Genomic DNA, 16848 nt, shown 5'->3' on the forward strand with positions numbered 1-16848 from the left:
TAAAATTATAGACCATGAATGACCTTATTTTCAAGTAAAAAATAAAAATGTTTTATTAATAACATGTATTTCTTTAAAAAGATAAACGAAAAATATTACATAATTATCAACTGCATTCTAGATAGTCCCTAAGCAATTTCTCAAATTTCACCCTTAGATACTCAGGCTCTTTTATCTTGATAAATGGCAGCCAGTATTTGACCACGCGCAGGATCTCGTAATGCTTATGTGGTCTATCTCTATTTTGTGTTTTGTTGTTAGGAAATATGAATGAATCATAATCATCAAAAATATTTTTTAGCCCATATTCAATAGCTATAAACGCCATTTTTACTACGCATCTATACTCATTTTATTTAAGTTATGATAAAAATTTAACACAGTAGAGTGACAGATTATATCATAGTAGATGATTCGTTAAAAAATTTTACTTGTTTTTTAAAATTTTACAAAAAACGTGTTAAAATTACTGCAAGCTTAAAAATTTGCTACATAAAATTTTATTTTGCTACAAACATTAAGCTATATTTAATGAAAGGTGACTGCAATATAATATTGTAGAAACATCGTAGTTTAGGTATTTATGGTGTCACGGGGGAGACTTGAACTCCCGACCTCCGGCTTATGAGGATTTTTTATATAAGCTCACAAAAGCCTGAAATACGCACTTTAGACGATTTTTTACTTAGTCGTTACATAAAACTGTTCCATTTTTGACCGGTTGGCTATTAAATATGGGACAACACTTAAGGGAGCGAAACGGTATATATTACTACCGAGTCACACTTGCTCCAAGCATCAGAAAATTTTTTAACGAAAAGCGAGAAATTTGCTTCTCCACATCCACTAATCTCTTGGAAAAAGCCAGAAAAAGGGCTAAAATTCTAGATAATAATCTTTACCTGATAAAAAGGGCAGTTCACATGAATCTTAGTGATAACATAATCCAATCTTTTGTAAATTCGTTTATGAAAGTAAAGCTTAGTAAGAGCATCAAAGAGCACTCTCTTCTTAATAAGAAGATGGATGTAGAATTTCTAAATGCGCTCAATGACTACTTTAAACAAAGTTTGATAGATGGCGATCTACCTCAAATTTTAATTAAGGATATAAGTAATATCACTAACACTGCTGGTGCTCTTGGCAGCAAGGATAAAGAGAACATAGGGCAAACTCTTTTAGAGAAAAACATACTAACACTTAACTATCTTGTATCAAAGCTTGAGAAGAGCAGTGTGCTCTTTGATGACAAGCGTGAGCACTTTTTCCTTGAAGATGGCTCTAATGATACTAAAGCCACGACTAGTTCGTTTGACGCTAAGGACATAGCTTCATTTCAAGAAAATATCAAAGAGCTTGAAGATAGTGGTTGTTTGCCCATTACTGATGGGCAGCTTAAGGCTATGGCTCAGAGGATTAGCGAGACGGTTTATGCCATACTAGATCAAAAGTATGGCTCAACTTCAAATTTAAAGCTAGTAAGAACAAAGAATGACCATAGAAGCATGGAAGATATTATATTGGATCCAAATCCACCAAAAAATATCAAGATAAAATTAGATAACGATAGTAGCTTTAGTATTTTTAATCCTAGCGCCAAAATAACCAAAGAGTATGAGATCAGGCAAGTACTGCAAGCGACATCTGGCTCTAGCAATCAATTCTCAGCTTTAAATTTAGAAGATCAAAAGAGCTTAAAGGATGCATTCGAGATATTTGAGACAAACACTAAAAGAGCTGACAAGTGGTCGCCAGATACGCAAAGACTAGTTACTGGCGTAAAAAAGCTCTTATTTTTATACTTTAACGAAGATACGCCAGTTTATAGGATCACAAGAGATAACTTGCTTGAATTTAGAGATCTTCTTTATAAAATTCCAACTAAGCTAGCTCAAAAGAGCAGGTATAAAGATAAAAGTTTATCTCAGATACTTAAGCTAGGAGAAAATGACGATAAACTCTCTGAGCCTACTATCCAAAAATATATGATAAGGGTTATTCAGTTTTTTAACTACTGCTTTGATAGCGGCTATATAAGTAAAAGCATAACTGCAAAAATGAATGTCAAGATAGACATAGACCCTAGCGAAAGGGCAGTGCTTCCATACGAAGCATCAGAAGCTAGAAAGATCTTTGAGATAGTAACTAGTATCAAACAAAGTGGTAAATCACCAAGTTCAAGGATAGAGGCTAGTGAGCTCTACTACGTCACAATGATAGCTGCTTATAGTGGCATGAGGATAAAAGAGATCACACAGCTTCATAAGGAAGATATAGCTTTAAAAGATGGGATTTACTGCTTTAACATAAACACAAATGATGGTAAAACCACCAAGACCAAAAACAGCATTAGGTTTGTGCCTATTCATAGTAAGCTCATAGATCTAGGTCTGCTAGAATATGTTAATAGCAAGAAAAGCGGAAATATATTTAAGGTAAGCAATAAGGACTTCTCTGAAATTTTTAGAAGCCAGATCCAAAGAAAGTTTATAGACAAAGACTCTAAAAAGACCTTTTACTCTTTTAGGCACTACTTTATAGACTATCTAGTGCAACGTGAAGTCGAAGCCAACCTTATAGCTCAGATAGTAGGGCATGAGAAGCAGTATAAAATTTTGCTAAACACCTATGCTAAGCCTATTAACGCTAATACACTAAAAACTAAAGTAGAGATAGTGTCGTATGATAATGAGTAGGGATAAATTTCAAAGCATAAATTTTTAAGACTATCTTTATATCTTATTTAGTATTATCTTAGGTATTAAATAAAGGATAAAAATGCAAACCATACAAGCAAATTTTACAGCTAGCATAAGTGAGCTAAAAAAGTCTCCAGCTCAAATTTTAAAACAAGCTGGAGATAATGTCGTAGCTATACTAAACCACAATGTCCCTAGTGCCTATCTAGTACCTAGTGCTGTCTATGAAAAAATGGCAGAGATAATAGAAGAGTATCATCTAAGTAAAGCAGTAGATACTGCTTTAGCAAGTGGTGAAAAACCAGTAAAAGTAAGTCTAGATGAGTTATGAGTTAGAGTTCTTGCCAAGTGCTTTAAAAGAGTGGCAAAAGCTAGACAATAGCATAAAAGTGCAGTTTAAAAAGAAGCTAAGTGAGCGTCTAGAAAACCCAAAGGTTGCCAAGGACAAGCTACGAGGCTATGAAGATGTCTATAAGATCAAGCTAAGAGATGTCGGCTACCGCTTGGCATATCAAGTAAAAGATGACGAGATCGTAGTATTGGTGCTAGTTGTTGGCAAAAGAGAGAACAACGAAGTATACGAGATACTAAAAGATAAATTTAACTAAGCATAAAGCTAGACTTTAGTCATCTATGATTTGCTAGTAACTAATTTTATGTTATTAGCTTGTCCTATCTAAAGTGCTCTTTTATGATGAGCATAACCCCTATATTTTTATTATTTTATTTTCTTAATTTCATACTAGACTAAATTTTTAAGAGAAAATCCAGAAGCTACAAAAATTATATTATATATTTCATAGTATTTTTAAAAAACACGCATTTTAGCGGCCTGAAGCCTACCGAATTCCTTGTTTTAGGCTGTGAAATTTTATAAAATAACCTTAAAAGATATTTAAAGAGCAAGTCTGACAAAAATTTTTATGGCATAGGATTTTTTGAGTGGCTTCTTCTTAGATTGGGAGTAAATTTACGTGAGTTCTGAAAAGATAAAAAAACGCAAGGTAACCAAAGTCATAACTAAAAGACTCAGGCTAAGTAATGCAGAATGGTTGGTGATTAATAATAAATTACAAGAAAGTGGCCTAACTTTCTCAAAATTTGCCCTAAGAGCTATGTTGTCTAAGCAGATTTATGCACCAATTATAAGGGAACTTCTAATTGAGCTATCTAGACAAGGACAAAACATGAACCAAATAGCCGCCAAATTAAATAGTGGGCAAAGCCTAGATAGAGTTGGTATCAAGATCATAGCAGACGATAATAAGATCTTACATAAAATTTATGAAGCATTGGGTAAATAATATGTTTCTTGATTCGCCTTGTATCAATACAAATAAAGGCACTAGTGATGCTAGTTAAATTTCTTCGTACTTATACTGGTGGTGGCCTTGGGAGCATAAATTATCTTTTAAATGAGAGAAAGGCTGCTGGAACAGCAAGAGTTATAAAAGGTGATGAAAATTTAACTAGAGCCATTATAAAAGGCATCACCTATAAACAAAAGACCTGTTTTGGTGTTTTATCATTTGAAGAGAGGCATGACTTTTTAACTGAAGAGCAAAAACTAAAAATTATTAAGGATTTTGAACATGCTCTTTTGGGTGAATATATGCTTGAACGTACAAATGTATTATGGGTAGAACATTCAGACAAGGATGGACGGCTTGAGTTAAATTTCCTTATCCCTAAGATAGATCTTGAAACAGACAGGTCATTTAATCCTTATTTTGCTAAATATGATCAAACGAGAATAGATCTAATTAAAAAGATCATTAACGATGAGTATGGACTATCAAGCCCAGATGATCCAGCAAAAGAACAAACTATATTATCTAGCAAGAAAAACGTCAATCATTATAAAAATTTAGAAGAGCTAGATCAAAAGCTGTGCGATCTGGTTAAGCAAGGCTATATTAAAAATAGAGATCACATGATTGAACTTCTTAAACAAAATGGTATCGAAATAACCAGGATCAACAAAAAAGGCATAACGATCATACTGCCTACTAAAAAAACAAAAAATCGTCTAAAAGGAGGAATATACGATGCAGACTTCACCAGTGCTCAAAGACTTGGAGAACTCAGCCAAAGCTCAAGCAGAAGAATTAGAGAATTCCATGATAGAAATACACAAACAGAGTGTAGAGAAAATAGGCGAAAACTTGAGGAGCTTATTGTTAAAAGAGATAGATTTAATCAAGAAAGATATGTCGAAAGAACTTCAAAAAACAATATCCTTGCATCACAAGGACAGATCGGTGATAATCTCGCTATCAGTTGCTACCGCACTAATTTTGGGAATAGCAATTGGCTGGGTAGTGCACGCAATGATATTAAAGGAAGAAGTAGCTTGGACGATACCAAAACAATGGAGATACAGCCAACCTGCTGCAGACAAGACCCAGAGGGAATATTACATATCAATTCCAAAAGACGAAGAGATAACAGAGAACGAGCGCAGGAAATTTATATTAATGAAAATGGAGTAGAGGATGACAGCATTAGAGAAAGCATTGCTAGAAGAGAACGAGCGCTTGACCAAGATGATCGAAGACGAAAGGAGCAAGCACGAATTAGAAATAATGAATTTGCAACAAGACTGCGAGAAGGAGCTTGTGATATTACGGACAAATGTGACAGCGCTAACAAAGAAAGTCAAGAGCTTGAACAAAGATTGCAACGACGCCTTAACGGAATCTTTGCAGCAACAAAGAGATATGTACGAGAGTTCAATATCTTGCTTGGAAGAAAAATTAGAAAATTTAGAAGAAAAATTCCAAAATTTGAGAGAAGAACACGAGAACTTACAGATAGAGTACAAGATGCTACAAGAATATGTAGAGAATTTATAGAGGAGCGTGAATACACCCAAAAAGCCAGCATACATCACCATGTGAGTGATGTGTGCAAGGAAAAAACTCAAAGCCTAGAAGATATGTTTTAAATTTAGCGACTATATTAAGTTTATTAGACAAACCATCTCATTTATTACTTCCAAACATTATTTGTTACGTTGCCATTTTAAAAATATACTAAAATATATTTTGTAGATCATAAAAAATAATTTAGTCTAATTATTTTTGTTCTTATGGCTGCCTTTAATCAACTTAAGCTTTTATTAAAAAAAGCCTATCTTGCATGGCCACTTTAATAAAGAAAATATTTTTTAAGCGTGGGTCAAGGGAGCGGCAAGCTATCCTTGCGAGCCTCTATGGAGATGCAAATGGTAACATTTTGTAGCTACATAGAGTATGCTCGCCCTAATATCTGAATTGAATTTTGGCGCATACTGGAATTAAATCAGTCCCACCAAAGAATGACTTAGTAAAAGTAAATTTTTGTAATTTTTGTGATTGGCATATTTGTCACTTGTTTATTTTGACTGATAAATTTGGATAGTCAATTATTTTATGGTTACTTTAATTAAAACTTAAAAAGCAAGAAGCTAGGAGGCAAACCACGAATGATATTAGCATCTTAAGCACCAATATAAATTCATACACTAAGCAACAGCACAAACAAGGCAGGTCTGCAAATTTTAGTGATATTTTTAACCAAAAGACCAAAGAAAAGATTAGCGAGCCAAACCTGTAACAACTTGTCAAGGACTTTCTAATCATTTTTATCATTTTTTTGATGTTTTTCACTCTCAATTTCTCTAAGCATTATGCGTTTCAATTTGTCTTGCATTGTTTCAGTAGTATTTTTATTAAAATGTACAACAACTTCATAGGTAGTTTTTCCAATCTTCTTTATTGTTTTTGTTTCTGTATTATTTTTTTGCATATCATCATTCCTTTTCTTGCAATTAAAAAGCGATTAGAATTTTTTACTTTTCCAATCGCTCTCATTCATCTATTAAGTTTTGTGCTTTCTTCAGCTTTTCTTTGCTCTGTATTTTTCTTCTATCAAGTCCCGTTATCCTAAGAGGTAAACACATCTCGATTATCCTTGAATAAATCCTGCCAAGCATTATATCTTCCTGTTCTTTTTCTATATCTTTGAAATTAAGGTTAGTAGTTATAATGGTTGGTCTTGCCTTTAGGTATCTTGCATTGATTACATTGTAAATTTGCTCTAAGGCATATTCTGTATTTCTCTCTATTCCAAAATCATCAAGAATTAGTAGGGTAGGGCTTGTTATCTATTCGATATATTCGTTTCTATCAAGATTAAAGCCGCCTTTTTGTAAGTCGTTTAATATCTGTGCAAAGTTCCTCATTTTTACTGTATGGCTATATTCTGTAATTATAGCGTTGGCAATAGCACAAGCTACATAGGTCTTGCCACTTCCTACATTTCCGTAAAGTAACAGTCCAACATTATCTTTTCTCATTTCTTCAAAATGTTTTACATAGTTCTTTGCTTTTTTGATGATTTCCTTATCTGTATCTTCATCGGCATTTTTAAAGGTGTAGGCTATTTGATTTTTGGATATAAAGCAGCTTTGTCTCAACCTATCTTGTTTTAACAGTTTTTTCTTGTTCAGCTCTATCTCTATCACATTTACAAGCCGTTCTGATAATCATAGGCTTATCCAACATCGGAATTACCTTACCGTCTATTCTTTCATTACAAATCTTGCAATAGATATGTCCGTCTTCTTCATAGTGAGTATCTTTGTTGTAGATAAAATCTGTCCCTTGAATTTTTGTAGTAATCATATTTTCTTTATCATTCATAATTTTAGTCTCCTTTTCTACATCAGGCTCTATAATGCGTTTTTAAGGCTTATTTTTATCTTAACCATAGTCTGACACCTCTTTTATGATTAAACCCTTAAAAACACCTTTTATAGGCTGTCGCTGTCTTCATAGTTGGTTGAATAGGTTCTATGGCTTTTATTTTGATTATTTTTCTGTGATAGCTTTTCTTTATCCTGTTCATACCAATTCATACCAATTAAGGATTGTTACATAGTGGTCTTTGTAGTCTGTGCCTTTACTTTTGATATATCTTAATAGCTTTTCAGTCATTGTATCTGTATGACCTTTCAGCCTATCTTTTAGATTTTGGTATTTTTCATCGGTTAAATGAATATTTTGATACTCTCCATAAAGGGACACTGGGGCAACCTGTTCTATTCTCCTCTTATCTAATCTACCCTTAACTATACTATGCGGACAAACGGTTGACACTTGGTTGTCATTTGGTATACCAAGATTTTCAACCTTGATATATGCTCCATTTTCCGTTTGCGTTATACTTTGCTTTTCTTCAAGATACATCGTTTCTTTTCGTCTGTCATTTCTGATGTAGTTATTTATCTTCCAATAGGTAATGACTATAACCCCTCTTTAAAAGACAATTACAAAACCTTTTGTAATTAGAATTTTTAAGTCATCATCATCTGCCCTCATAGATAGATGAAAATACAGGCATTGGCTACTTAATGGCATATCCAAAAATAAGTCGCTATCCACTATCTTTATTGAAAACATCCTTTTATCTGCCATTTTTCTCTCCTATCTTTTGTTATGAAAATGTAGCAACAAATCGTTACTCCTTTTATCTTTTAAGGAAGTCGTGTTTCACTACCCCCTTTGATTAGTACTGTCTTTGATTTAGGTACACTCCCATTTTGGGAATGTGGCATTTGTCATCTTCTTATTTTTCTTTTGTTGTTTTAGATGTCGGTCTTAAAAATACTTTTGCTTTTCTATAAACTGAATGAGCGTTTTGAAACGGTACAATAGAAAAAGCCGACTTTTGTTGTTTCAGTATGTCGGCTTAATGTAAGCTATCTGTTTCAAATTTTTATTGTCAAGGGTGAGCGATAGTGAATGTGCTTTACCCTTGATGATAAAAAAGCGAATGAATTATATTCAGTTGTCTTTTGCCTTTAATACGGAAAAATGCTTCGGCTTTTTTCTTTGCTCCCCGCAAGGGTAAAAGCACCGCAGGTCGCAAGGACACCTAAAGGGTGTATAATTGCGCCCTTAGAAAATCTAAGGGAATTACAATTATACTATGTCCTTGCGTTTCTTAGTCTTTTTGAAATGCTCTTTGCAAAATAGCCTTTATTTCTTCATTACTTTTCTCGCTTGCTCCCTCAATTAAACTTTCTAAGATTGCTCCTCGCTCTATCAATCTATGGTTTCGCTTTTTTCTTTCTTCAAGGCTCGTTTGCTTTCTGATTTTCTTTTCCTGATTTTTAAGCTGAGATAGTTTCTTTTCATATTTTTTTTCTTCTTACTTGCTTTCAATCTTTTCTTTTACTTTTTCTAATTCTGTTTTTATTGTCCATAAATTTCATCTCCTTTCAAGTTTTTTTCATAAGAAAAGACGATAGATGTTTTACTTTCTATCGTCTTGAATCTGTATTATTCAGCTCGACAAACTGAAATTTGACTTACTTCTTGTATTTCTCAACGATTATGCCTGCTACAATACCTACAATAAATCCCGCCGTAGTAACAGCCGAAAACTTAAACTTACCCCAAAGAGAAGGAAGCGCAGAAATCGCAAGTGCATACCAAAACAGATTACTACTGAGCAACCAACCATATAAATAACTATGCTCACCAGTTGAAATATTAGTAAATAGCCAACCAATCAAGTTGCTCTCACCAATATATCACCAGATATACAGCTATGTATCCCAATGTTATATAAACATTTTTCTTTCTCAAGTATAATCACAATCCTTTGTCAAACGGGAATTTTATTTTCCTGTCACTCGTTTATAGGATCATAGTCGGAAGGGACAGGTGCTACTATACTTACAAAGATGATATCCTCATCTCCAGTATTTTTTGCTCCGTGGCAGGAGTCTTTCTTCGATACTATGACATGGCCTTTCTTGAATGGAACCTCTTCATTAGGCTGGGGGTAGAATATTCCCTCTCCCTGAAGGACGATCCATATATCGTCGGAATTGTGGTGATAGTGCTTTTGCAATGTCTGACCGGGTTTGATAACCCAGACCGATCCGCCTGTAGATTCTGTCTGATAAAACGGTGTTCTGACAGCCTTTTCCGGATCCTCTTTTTTTACAAGGTCCATGCAATAGATTCTCTGTTCGCTCATGATTATTTGCTCCTTTGTATTCCATAGTTTAATCGAAAAAATGCGATTTAATGATATACCGACAAATTCTAATTTGTCTACTTCTTTATGTTTTTTAATCTCTCATCATAATATTCTTCTACAAATTTATGATTTTGGTGTTTTTCAATTTGCTTAGTGATAAGCTCTATCATTTGCTCATTTTGTTCTACTGTGTAGTTGAAATTTTTCCAATGAGAAACATTGTCTAAACATATTTCAACCAACTTTTCAAAGGTTAATACCCTTTCATTATCGGAATAATATGTTTCTTTTATATTTTTTGTTGTTGTAACTTGTATATTAGCCTCATATAGAGTGTTCAATACATCAGAGCTAATAGAAGTATCAAGAGTTGCTAAAAACATTTCTCTTGCACCTGTTCTTCCCATTTCTTCAGGTACTTCTTGCCATCTTTCTCTTAATGTGGTTTTTGCACTAATTAAGACAGTATTTCTCTTATTTACAATGTATTCTAAAACACCCGGAGAAACTAAATCTACCAATTTACCAAGACCTTTATTGACAAACTCTTGTTTACCTATATTACCTTGACTGTCAAGTGGAATCCCTGCACCAATCAAAATGAGTTCTATAATACTTTCAAATTCTTTACCTGCTCTACTCCTCCTACTTTGAGTATTTGACAAAGTCAAAGCATATATATGTTCCGGAAATTCTTCCACAAACCAAGTAATTGCCTCTATTGGTGTAAGAGTTTTGATATACTCATCATCAACTAACTCTTTTAGCATTTTTGAAGTAAAGTCTTTTTCTAATGGCTGAAATTCACTCCAACAGCTATTTCTAAGTTTTTCAACAACTTCACTTGCATTACTTAAAAAGAATTCTTTAGGGACTTTGTCGTATCCTAATGTAATAAAATTATCATAAACTAAGTCATAAGGCTATTTAAAGCCTTCTTTCCTTTTTTCTTTAACTAAGTTTTTATATTCATCAAGAGAAATATTTGCCATAACTCTTTTCCTTTCTTGAAAAATTTTCTTCTATATGGTACAATAGTGTCAAATAGAGGACAGTTAGTCCTTGAAATAACATATATAAAAAGGAGAATATATATGAATATTATACCACAAATCATAGATAATTCCCCTGCTATTTTAATAAAAAATAAGCGTATCAGATTACAAATGACTCAAAAAGAATTAGCTGATGCTGTTGGTATGTCCAAATTCGGAGATAGGACAATTCGCAGATGGGAAAATGGAGAAAGTCAGCCATCGTCCATTGAGCTGAAACATATTTTATCATTTCCTGAAAAAGTACCTTTCCCCAATAATGAAAATGCCCCCTATAAAATCATTGATTTATTTGCCGGAATTGGTGGTACAAGGCTTGGATTTTACCAAACAGGTAAAACAAATGTCGTATTCAGTAGTGAAATTGATAAATTTGCAGTAAAAACATATAAGGCAAATTTTGGTGAAACTCCTTTTGGAGATATTACAAAAATATCTGAAAAAGATATTCCTAATCATGATATTATTGTCGGTGGTTTTCCTTGTCAAGCATTTAGTCAAGCCGGTAAAAAGCTTGGTTTTGAAGATACTCGTGGAACATTATTTTTTGAAATTGCAAGAATTATTAAAGAGAAACGACCTAAGGCATTTCTTCTTGAAAATGTCAAAAACCTAAAATCTCACGATAAAGGTCGTACCTATAAAACAATAGAAAAAACATTAAAGGATTTAAACTACGATGTTCATTCTATTATACTTAAAGCAAAAGACTTCGGTGTTCCACAAAATAGAGAGCGTATTTACATTGTTGGATTTGATAAGGATAAAATAGATAACTATAAAGATTTTTCTTTTCCAATTCCTCCCTGCCCAGATGTTTCTGTGGGAAATATTTTAGAGCAAAATGTTGATACTAAATACACCATTTCAAATGCACTTTGGCAAGGTCATCAACGACGAAAGAAAGAACATAAAATAAAGGGAAATGGATTTGGTTACACATTGTTCAATGAAAACAGTCCTTATACAAATACATTATCTGCAAGATATTATAAAGACGGGAGTGAAATACTTATTGAGCAAAAAGGAAAAAATCCACGAAAACTAACACCTCGTGAAGCTGCAAGACTTCAAGGCTTCCCCGAAAACTATATCATTCCTGTAAGTGATACTCAAAGTTACAAACAGTTTGGTAATTCTGTTGCCGTTACTGTTATCCATGCAATTGCAAATAACATAATTGATATACTTGATACCTGTACTAAAAAAGAGATTGACTAACTTCAATCTCTTTTTTCTAACTTATTAACTTGTATACCTGCCCTTTTCAGAACCTTTAATTTTTCTTGTTTTCTCTGTTCTCTCCTTGCCTTATACCTTTCCTCATATTCCTGTTGTTTTCCATTTACTTTACGCTTTAAGTAGTTTTGATGAAGTCTATCTTTTCTTTCCTTGATTTTTCTCTCTTCTTCCTCAATTTTTAATCTTTCTTCTTCTTCTTCTTCAGTCAATTCTTCTTTTGGTGGCTCATAGTTACCGATAAAATTAAAATATATCTCTATTTTTTGCTTTGATGTTTGACTACCTTTTCTATTCCTTTCATGAACAATAATCTTTTCTACAAACTCATTTATCATTGTAGTTGTAAGTTCATCAAAATTTTCATATCGGCTTATTAGAGATATAAACTTTTTCGCCTTATCTGTTTCTTTTTCATATCTTGATATTGCAAACTCTAAGTCTTTAATTTCTTTGCTTAAAGCTATTTGCTCTGTTTCATATTGACTGTTAAGTATCTCATATCTATTACTTGGTATTTTTTCAAGTATCATATCTTCGTAAATACGGCACATCAATCGTTCAAGTTCCTGAAGCCTGTTTTTACTTTCCATTAATCTTATTTTTTTCTTTTCTATCTCTACTTTTTCCTTTTCTTCCATTTCATTTTAAATGGAACGGATAAAGGCTTCGTGATCTTCATCAAGATATTTTTTAATGTCTTTTAAGGTTTCCTGTATAAGGTTTAAGACTGCTTCCGCTTTTATCCTGTGAGTAGATGGACAAAGCGTTCCACAGGGTACTTTCGTGTAAGCACTGCAAGTGTAATAGGGAATATTTTTGTAATTACTTGTTCTATGAACATACATTTTACTGCCACAATCTGCATAATACATAAGCCCAGTTAAAGGGTGATATTCTCCCCAACCATCGGGATACCTTTTTACATTTCCTCTTATCCTTTGCACATTATCAAAGGTTTCTTGGTCTATAATTGCCTCGTGGGTATTTTCAAATATCAGCCAGTTTTCTTCAGATACATATTTGCTTTTCTTATCCTTGAAATGCTTTCTTGTTTTGAAGTTTACAGTATGACCTAAATATTCCTGTTTCTTTAAGATACTTACAATTGTAGAACTGCACCAGCGATAAGGATGTTCAAACACTTTGCTTTGATGTAGTCCATATCCTAATTTTTGCTGATGGTAAGCAGGTATATCTACTTTTTCACTTTCCAATATCTTTGCTATTCGATACGGACCATTGCCTTGCATGGTCAGATTGAATATTCTCCTTACTATCTCCGCTGCTTTTTCATCTACAATCCACTTATCTTTGTCTTTTTCATCTTTGATATATCCATAAGGTGGAGAGCTTGCCGTATGCTTTCCGCTTTCCCCCTTTGACCTGAATGTAGATTGTATTTTTCTTGAAGTATCTCTTGTATACCATTCATTCATAATATTTCTAAAAGGGGTAAAATCATCTTCTCTATAAAAGCTATCTACATTATCATTGATAGCAATGAGCCTAACTCCCTTTTGTCTTAAGATTTCCATACATTGACCGACTTTAAGATAGTCTCTGCCAAGTCTACTCATATCTTTTACGATTATACAACCTATTATATTACCTTGATTAACTCCGTTCATCATTGCCATAAAGCCCGGTCTATCAAACTGTGTTCCGCTTATTCCATCATCTGTAAAATGTATGATGTTGCTTAAATTATTTTTACCTGCATATTCTTCAAGGATTTTCTTTTGATTTACAATAGAATTGCTTTCTCCTTGAAGTTCATCATCACGACTTAATCTCTCATAGAGTGCTGTTATCTTTTCATAATTCCTCATTTTTACCCCCTTTCTCTTAGTTTCTTAAATAAAAAAGAATTAAGAAGTACATATTTCACTAATATAGTGATTAAGTGTTCTCCTTAATTCTATTACTCCAAGAACCAGCTAAATTTACTTATACCACTTCTTCACAAAATAGCCTTATCTCTTTAAATTTTAATGAGCTTCAAGCTTATGGCTACACAGTAGATAAGGCTGGCTTTATGGGAGCTGATTTTAATAAAGCAGCCAGCTTACCGCAGGACTTTAAAATCCACAAAAGCACACTTGATGAGCTTAGTAGATTTGCCGAGCGCAACCATGTGTTAAACCGCATCAAGAGCAAAGACGAGCAGATAAAGATCTTTGATAATATCGATATGGCTGACACCATAAAGCACTACTACAGACTATTTGATCAAATGACCTCTGCTTTAGGTGATGATAAAAAGAGCTACACCCTTGCAGATATAGGCAAACTACCAAAAGGCTACAGCACAAAAGGCACTCACTATGATGCCAAAGGACATTTGCTAAAAGATCTATCAAACTCTACTATCTCAAACATCTACTCTAGTAATGATGAGCTAAATAGTGCTAAAACTCTTAGTAAAGAGCTTTCAAGTGCAGGCATTAGGCTCATAGTAAAAGAGGTTGATTTTACCATGAGCGAAGCAGGCGATGAGTTTAGTTTTAACCCTGATATGTCGGTATATCAAGCAGATGAAGGTTACAGTAAAGAGGCTCTTTTTATGGGATTTTTACGTAGCTCTAGACCGCTACCAAGTGATAGTGCAAAGACTAAGCTAAGTAGCGCTGCCTTAAATGATATCTCAAGCACTGGAGAGCATAAAGAGTATTTTGTGGATTTTGAAAAAGTGGGTAAAGATAGTGAGAGCATAAAAGCGCTCATCAAAGAAAGGCTAAAAGAGCTAACTCTTTTAATGTATGCAAGATCAAAGAACACTAGCGCAGAAAGTGTTACCTCAAACGAATATGAGAAATTTAAGCCAGCTGGAGAGGATATAAATTCTCTAGCAAATTCTTGGAGTGAGAGGATAAGTTCTATTAGTAATACTTTTGTGTATGGATAAGTCATATATAAACTAAATCGCTAAAAGGTCAATTTAGTTATTGATTATACTCTAGCCCATAAAAGCATTAAACCCAAGTAGGTTGAATTTATATTCTTTAGCTGAATGTGTGTTAGTGTATAAAACAGCATTGCTGGATAGGTGGTAGCAAGATGCTCTAATGCAAATTAATACCATAAAAAAGAATTAAAACCTACGAAAGAGATGCTGGAATATCTAAATAAAGCGAGACCTTAACAATGCTTAATAATATAACCTATTCGCCAAATCTAAATAACAATTCACTATTTGAAGGAAAAGAATTTGCGAGTAGAGTTAATTATAAGAAAGTGATGGGTAATAGCACAAACTTTACTGGAGCTTTTAAATCCTACAATGATGATAAACAAACCATCTGGGGCAAAACGTCAGATAATGATCTAGAAGGACAAAAGATACGTCGAACTTTAGAAAGATTTGGTGTGTCTTTTAGTAATGAGGGTCGTGAGCTTCTCGAGTCGTCTAATATAAGTGTAGATGAATTTATTGAGAGATATTCTAAAGTTATAAATAGGAGTATGCCACAAGAGGTTGGTGACTATGGGCTAATGGATCAAAAAAACGATCATGAAGAACAAAACAATCAAACTGACACGCAAAAACAAGAAGCCTTTAAACCTATGCAAGTAACTAAGAAATTTAAAACTTATGATATGCAAGCCGATGAGAAATTTAAAGAATTTTACAAATTTATAAAAACTGAATTCGATAATGGCGAAAGCATATTTGAAATTTTAGAAAAAGTCGCAAATAAAAAAGTGGATAAAACCGTATAAAAGGACTAAATTTAGAGCAATCATTGCTTTCTACAATAAAACAAAGTAGCTATTTTTTATTCATCAAGCCATCTTATTTAAAATTTGCTTCTTATCTATCTTTTGCATAAGCTCTAAGACGTCTATGCCTCTTTTTTCTTTGAAATTTAAAAGCTCTCTTGCATAGAGAAATTTTTGATCCTTATTTATATCATAGGTCTCATACTTCTTTTTAACCTGCATAGGTTTAAATTTCTTCTCAGCCTGCTCTTTAGCAAAATTTGCATTGTATTCTTGTTCTTCTTTAATTATCTGCTTTCTTTGTTCTGCAACATCCTTTGTTGCTTTTTCTCTTGCTTTGGCAAATAATGTTTTAAATTCATCTATGCTTAGGTCGGTTCTATCTAAAAGACTAAGCGACTCCTTGTTATTATTTGGATAAAGAGAAGACATGCTATCCATAAAAGCTCTTAGGTCAGCCTCCTCTTCTTTTGTGCCAAGACCTATTAGTTTGCCCATCATGGTTGGCTTGCCATCAACAGAGTTTTCCTTTAATATATCAGAATACATTATAAGGACTTGATCTTTTGCTTCTTCTAAAGTTTTTGGCTGTTTCATCGACATGGCGTTGCGATCTTGTTCGGTATTGTAACGCTTAGAAAGCATATTATCTATTTTGCTTATCGTTTTTGCAACCCAATTATCTTCATTTTCGTCTATGTCAATAATCTCTTTTATGCTCTTTCCAACTGGACCATACCATAAAGCTTCTATTTTGGCCTTTTCATCATCTTTGGTATCTTTAGCCATGTTTTCTTTTTGGATAGTGTTGTCTTGTATCGGTGTGTTGCTAAGTCCGTTTATGCTAGTTATCATTTCACTCCCCCCTACGCCTTTATATCAACATCTTTTTTTATACCAAGCATATCTACTAGATATTTTCCTGCTGGGTTTTCATTTAGCTCTTTTACTAAATTTAAAGGTGGCATGCTAAATTTTAAAAAGCTATCCATAAAGTCCTTGCTCTTTTTGCCATCTTTGTCTATCTCACCAAAGAGTAGCTTTAGCATTTTTAGATTATGCTCCATCATCTTTTTAAATGAGAGTTCGTCTTCTTC

General features: G+C 33.4%; 19 protein-coding genes and 2 pseudogenes. 8 read left to right on the forward strand and 13 right to left on the reverse strand.

The annotated features are described in order from the left end of the window. Window positions 1-106: 106 nt before the first annotated feature. Complete coding sequence (locus tag F3G88_RS10425; RefSeq protein WP_223228718.1) at window positions 107-328, reverse strand: hypothetical protein; 222 nt, start codon at window positions 326-328, stop codon at window positions 107-109. Between the two features lie 640 nt (window positions 329-968). Between F3G88_RS10425 and F3G88_RS02930 the strand changes: the two genes are divergently transcribed. The 5 genes from F3G88_RS02930 (at window position 969) to F3G88_RS02950 (ending at window position 5646) form a co-directional block, all read left to right on the forward strand. Next, complete coding sequence (locus F3G88_RS02930; RefSeq protein ID WP_223228719.1) at window positions 969-2696, forward strand: site-specific integrase; 1728 nt, start codon at window positions 969-971, stop codon at window positions 2694-2696. A gap of 82 nt (window positions 2697-2778) precedes the next feature. Continuing rightward, window positions 2779-3030, forward strand: a complete 252-nt coding sequence (locus F3G88_RS02935; protein ID WP_021088296.1) for a type II toxin-antitoxin system Phd/YefM family antitoxin — start codon at window positions 2779-2781, stop codon at window positions 3028-3030. Further along, on the forward strand, window positions 3020-3307 hold the full coding sequence (locus F3G88_RS02940; RefSeq protein WP_149715321.1) for a type II toxin-antitoxin system RelE family toxin: 288 nt from the start codon (window positions 3020-3022) through the stop codon (window positions 3305-3307). The genes F3G88_RS02935 and F3G88_RS02940 overlap by 11 nt, the downstream gene beginning before the upstream one ends. A gap of 366 nt (window positions 3308-3673) precedes the next feature. Then, window positions 3674-4003, forward strand: coding sequence for a plasmid mobilization protein (locus tag F3G88_RS02945; protein ID WP_103571152.1), 330 nt, complete (start codon window positions 3674-3676; stop codon window positions 4001-4003). Between the two features lie 47 nt (window positions 4004-4050). Beyond that, complete coding sequence (locus F3G88_RS02950; protein WP_149715322.1) at window positions 4051-5646, forward strand: relaxase family protein; 1596 nt, start codon at window positions 4051-4053, stop codon at window positions 5644-5646. A 668-nt stretch (window positions 5647-6314) separates the two neighbouring features. Here the strand turns inward: F3G88_RS02950 and F3G88_RS02955 are convergent. The 8 genes and pseudogenes from F3G88_RS02955 to F3G88_RS02990 all read right to left on the reverse strand — a co-directional run bounded on the left by F3G88_RS02955 (window position 6315) and on the right by F3G88_RS02990 (window position 10504). Continuing rightward, window positions 6315-6488 carry a transposon-encoded TnpW family protein gene (locus F3G88_RS02955; protein WP_009295461.1) on the reverse strand — a complete coding sequence of 58 codons (174 nt, stop codon included), beginning with the start codon at window positions 6486-6488 and terminating at the stop codon, window positions 6315-6317. 61 nt (window positions 6489-6549) lie between these two features. Beyond that, the gene (locus F3G88_RS10830) at window positions 6550-6846 is read right to left on the reverse strand and encodes an ATP-binding protein (protein WP_107698022.1); all 297 of its coding nucleotides are present in this window, start codon (window positions 6844-6846) and stop codon (window positions 6550-6552) included. Further along, window positions 6847-7206, reverse strand: coding sequence for a P-loop NTPase family protein (locus tag F3G88_RS10835; RefSeq protein ID WP_009295463.1), 360 nt, complete (start codon window positions 7204-7206; stop codon window positions 6847-6849). It lies immediately after the preceding gene. Further along, window positions 7160-7384: a hypothetical protein gene (locus F3G88_RS10840; RefSeq protein WP_009295464.1), complete on the reverse strand. Its 225-nt coding sequence runs from the start codon at window positions 7382-7384 to the stop codon at window positions 7160-7162. The genes F3G88_RS10835 and F3G88_RS10840 overlap by 47 nt, the downstream gene beginning before the upstream one ends. Before the next feature lie 201 nt (window positions 7385-7585). Continuing rightward, on the reverse strand, window positions 7586-7930 hold the full coding sequence (locus F3G88_RS10445) for a hypothetical protein (protein ID WP_009295465.1): 345 nt from the start codon (window positions 7928-7930) through the stop codon (window positions 7586-7588). A gap of 757 nt (window positions 7931-8687) precedes the next feature. Further along, window positions 8688-8876: pseudogene (locus tag F3G88_RS10450) on the reverse strand (DUF3847 domain-containing protein); the annotation flags it as partial. Window positions 8877-9377: 501 nt separating this feature from the next. Then, window positions 9378-9731: a cupin domain-containing protein gene (locus F3G88_RS02985; RefSeq protein WP_009295467.1), complete on the reverse strand. Its 354-nt coding sequence runs from the start codon at window positions 9729-9731 to the stop codon at window positions 9378-9380. A gap of 77 nt (window positions 9732-9808) precedes the next feature. Further along, window positions 9809-10504, reverse strand: a complete 696-nt coding sequence (locus F3G88_RS02990) for a type II restriction endonuclease (protein ID WP_223228720.1) — start codon at window positions 10502-10504, stop codon at window positions 9809-9811. 324 nt (window positions 10505-10828) lie between these two features. Between F3G88_RS02990 and dcm the strand changes: the two genes are divergently transcribed. Next, the gene (dcm, locus tag F3G88_RS02995) at window positions 10829-12010 is read left to right on the forward strand and encodes a DNA (cytosine-5-)-methyltransferase (RefSeq protein WP_009495138.1); all 1182 of its coding nucleotides are present in this window, start codon (window positions 10829-10831) and stop codon (window positions 12008-12010) included. A gap of 2 nt (window positions 12011-12012) precedes the next feature. On the opposite strand, the gene F3G88_RS10845 is transcribed toward dcm, so the two are convergent. Then, complete coding sequence (locus tag F3G88_RS10845; protein ID WP_009495137.1) at window positions 12013-12669, reverse strand: DUF4368 domain-containing protein; 657 nt, start codon at window positions 12667-12669, stop codon at window positions 12013-12015. A gap of 6 nt (window positions 12670-12675) precedes the next feature. After that, window positions 12676-13860, reverse strand: coding sequence for a recombinase family protein (locus F3G88_RS10850; protein ID WP_021092745.1), 1185 nt, complete (start codon window positions 13858-13860; stop codon window positions 12676-12678). Between the two features lie 74 nt (window positions 13861-13934). Between F3G88_RS10850 and F3G88_RS03005 the strand changes: the two genes are divergently transcribed. Together F3G88_RS03005 and F3G88_RS10455 are read left to right on the forward strand one after the other, a co-directional pair. Beyond that, window positions 13935-14936, forward strand: coding sequence for a Cj0814 family flagellar-dependent secreted protein (locus F3G88_RS03005; protein WP_223228721.1), 1002 nt, complete (start codon window positions 13935-13937; stop codon window positions 14934-14936). A gap of 239 nt (window positions 14937-15175) precedes the next feature. Next, entirely contained in the window at window positions 15176-15751 is a 576-nt protein-coding gene (locus F3G88_RS10455; protein WP_223227322.1) for a Cj0814-related protein, read from the forward strand. 63 nt (window positions 15752-15814) lie between these two features. On the opposite strand, the gene F3G88_RS03015 is transcribed toward F3G88_RS10455, so the two are convergent. Both F3G88_RS03015 and F3G88_RS03020 read right to left on the reverse strand, forming a co-directional pair. Then, window positions 15815-16606, reverse strand: a complete 792-nt coding sequence (locus F3G88_RS03015) for a Cj0814-related protein (protein WP_149715323.1) — start codon at window positions 16604-16606, stop codon at window positions 15815-15817. A gap of 11 nt (window positions 16607-16617) precedes the next feature. Next, window positions 16618-16848: pseudogene (locus F3G88_RS03020) on the reverse strand (Cj0814 family flagellar-dependent secreted protein); the annotation flags it as partial.

Origin of the sequence: Campylobacter concisus, from assembly GCF_902460675.1 — a bacterium.
GTDB classification, from domain to species: Bacteria; Campylobacterota; Campylobacteria; order Campylobacterales; family Campylobacteraceae; genus Campylobacter_A; species Campylobacter_A concisus_AJ.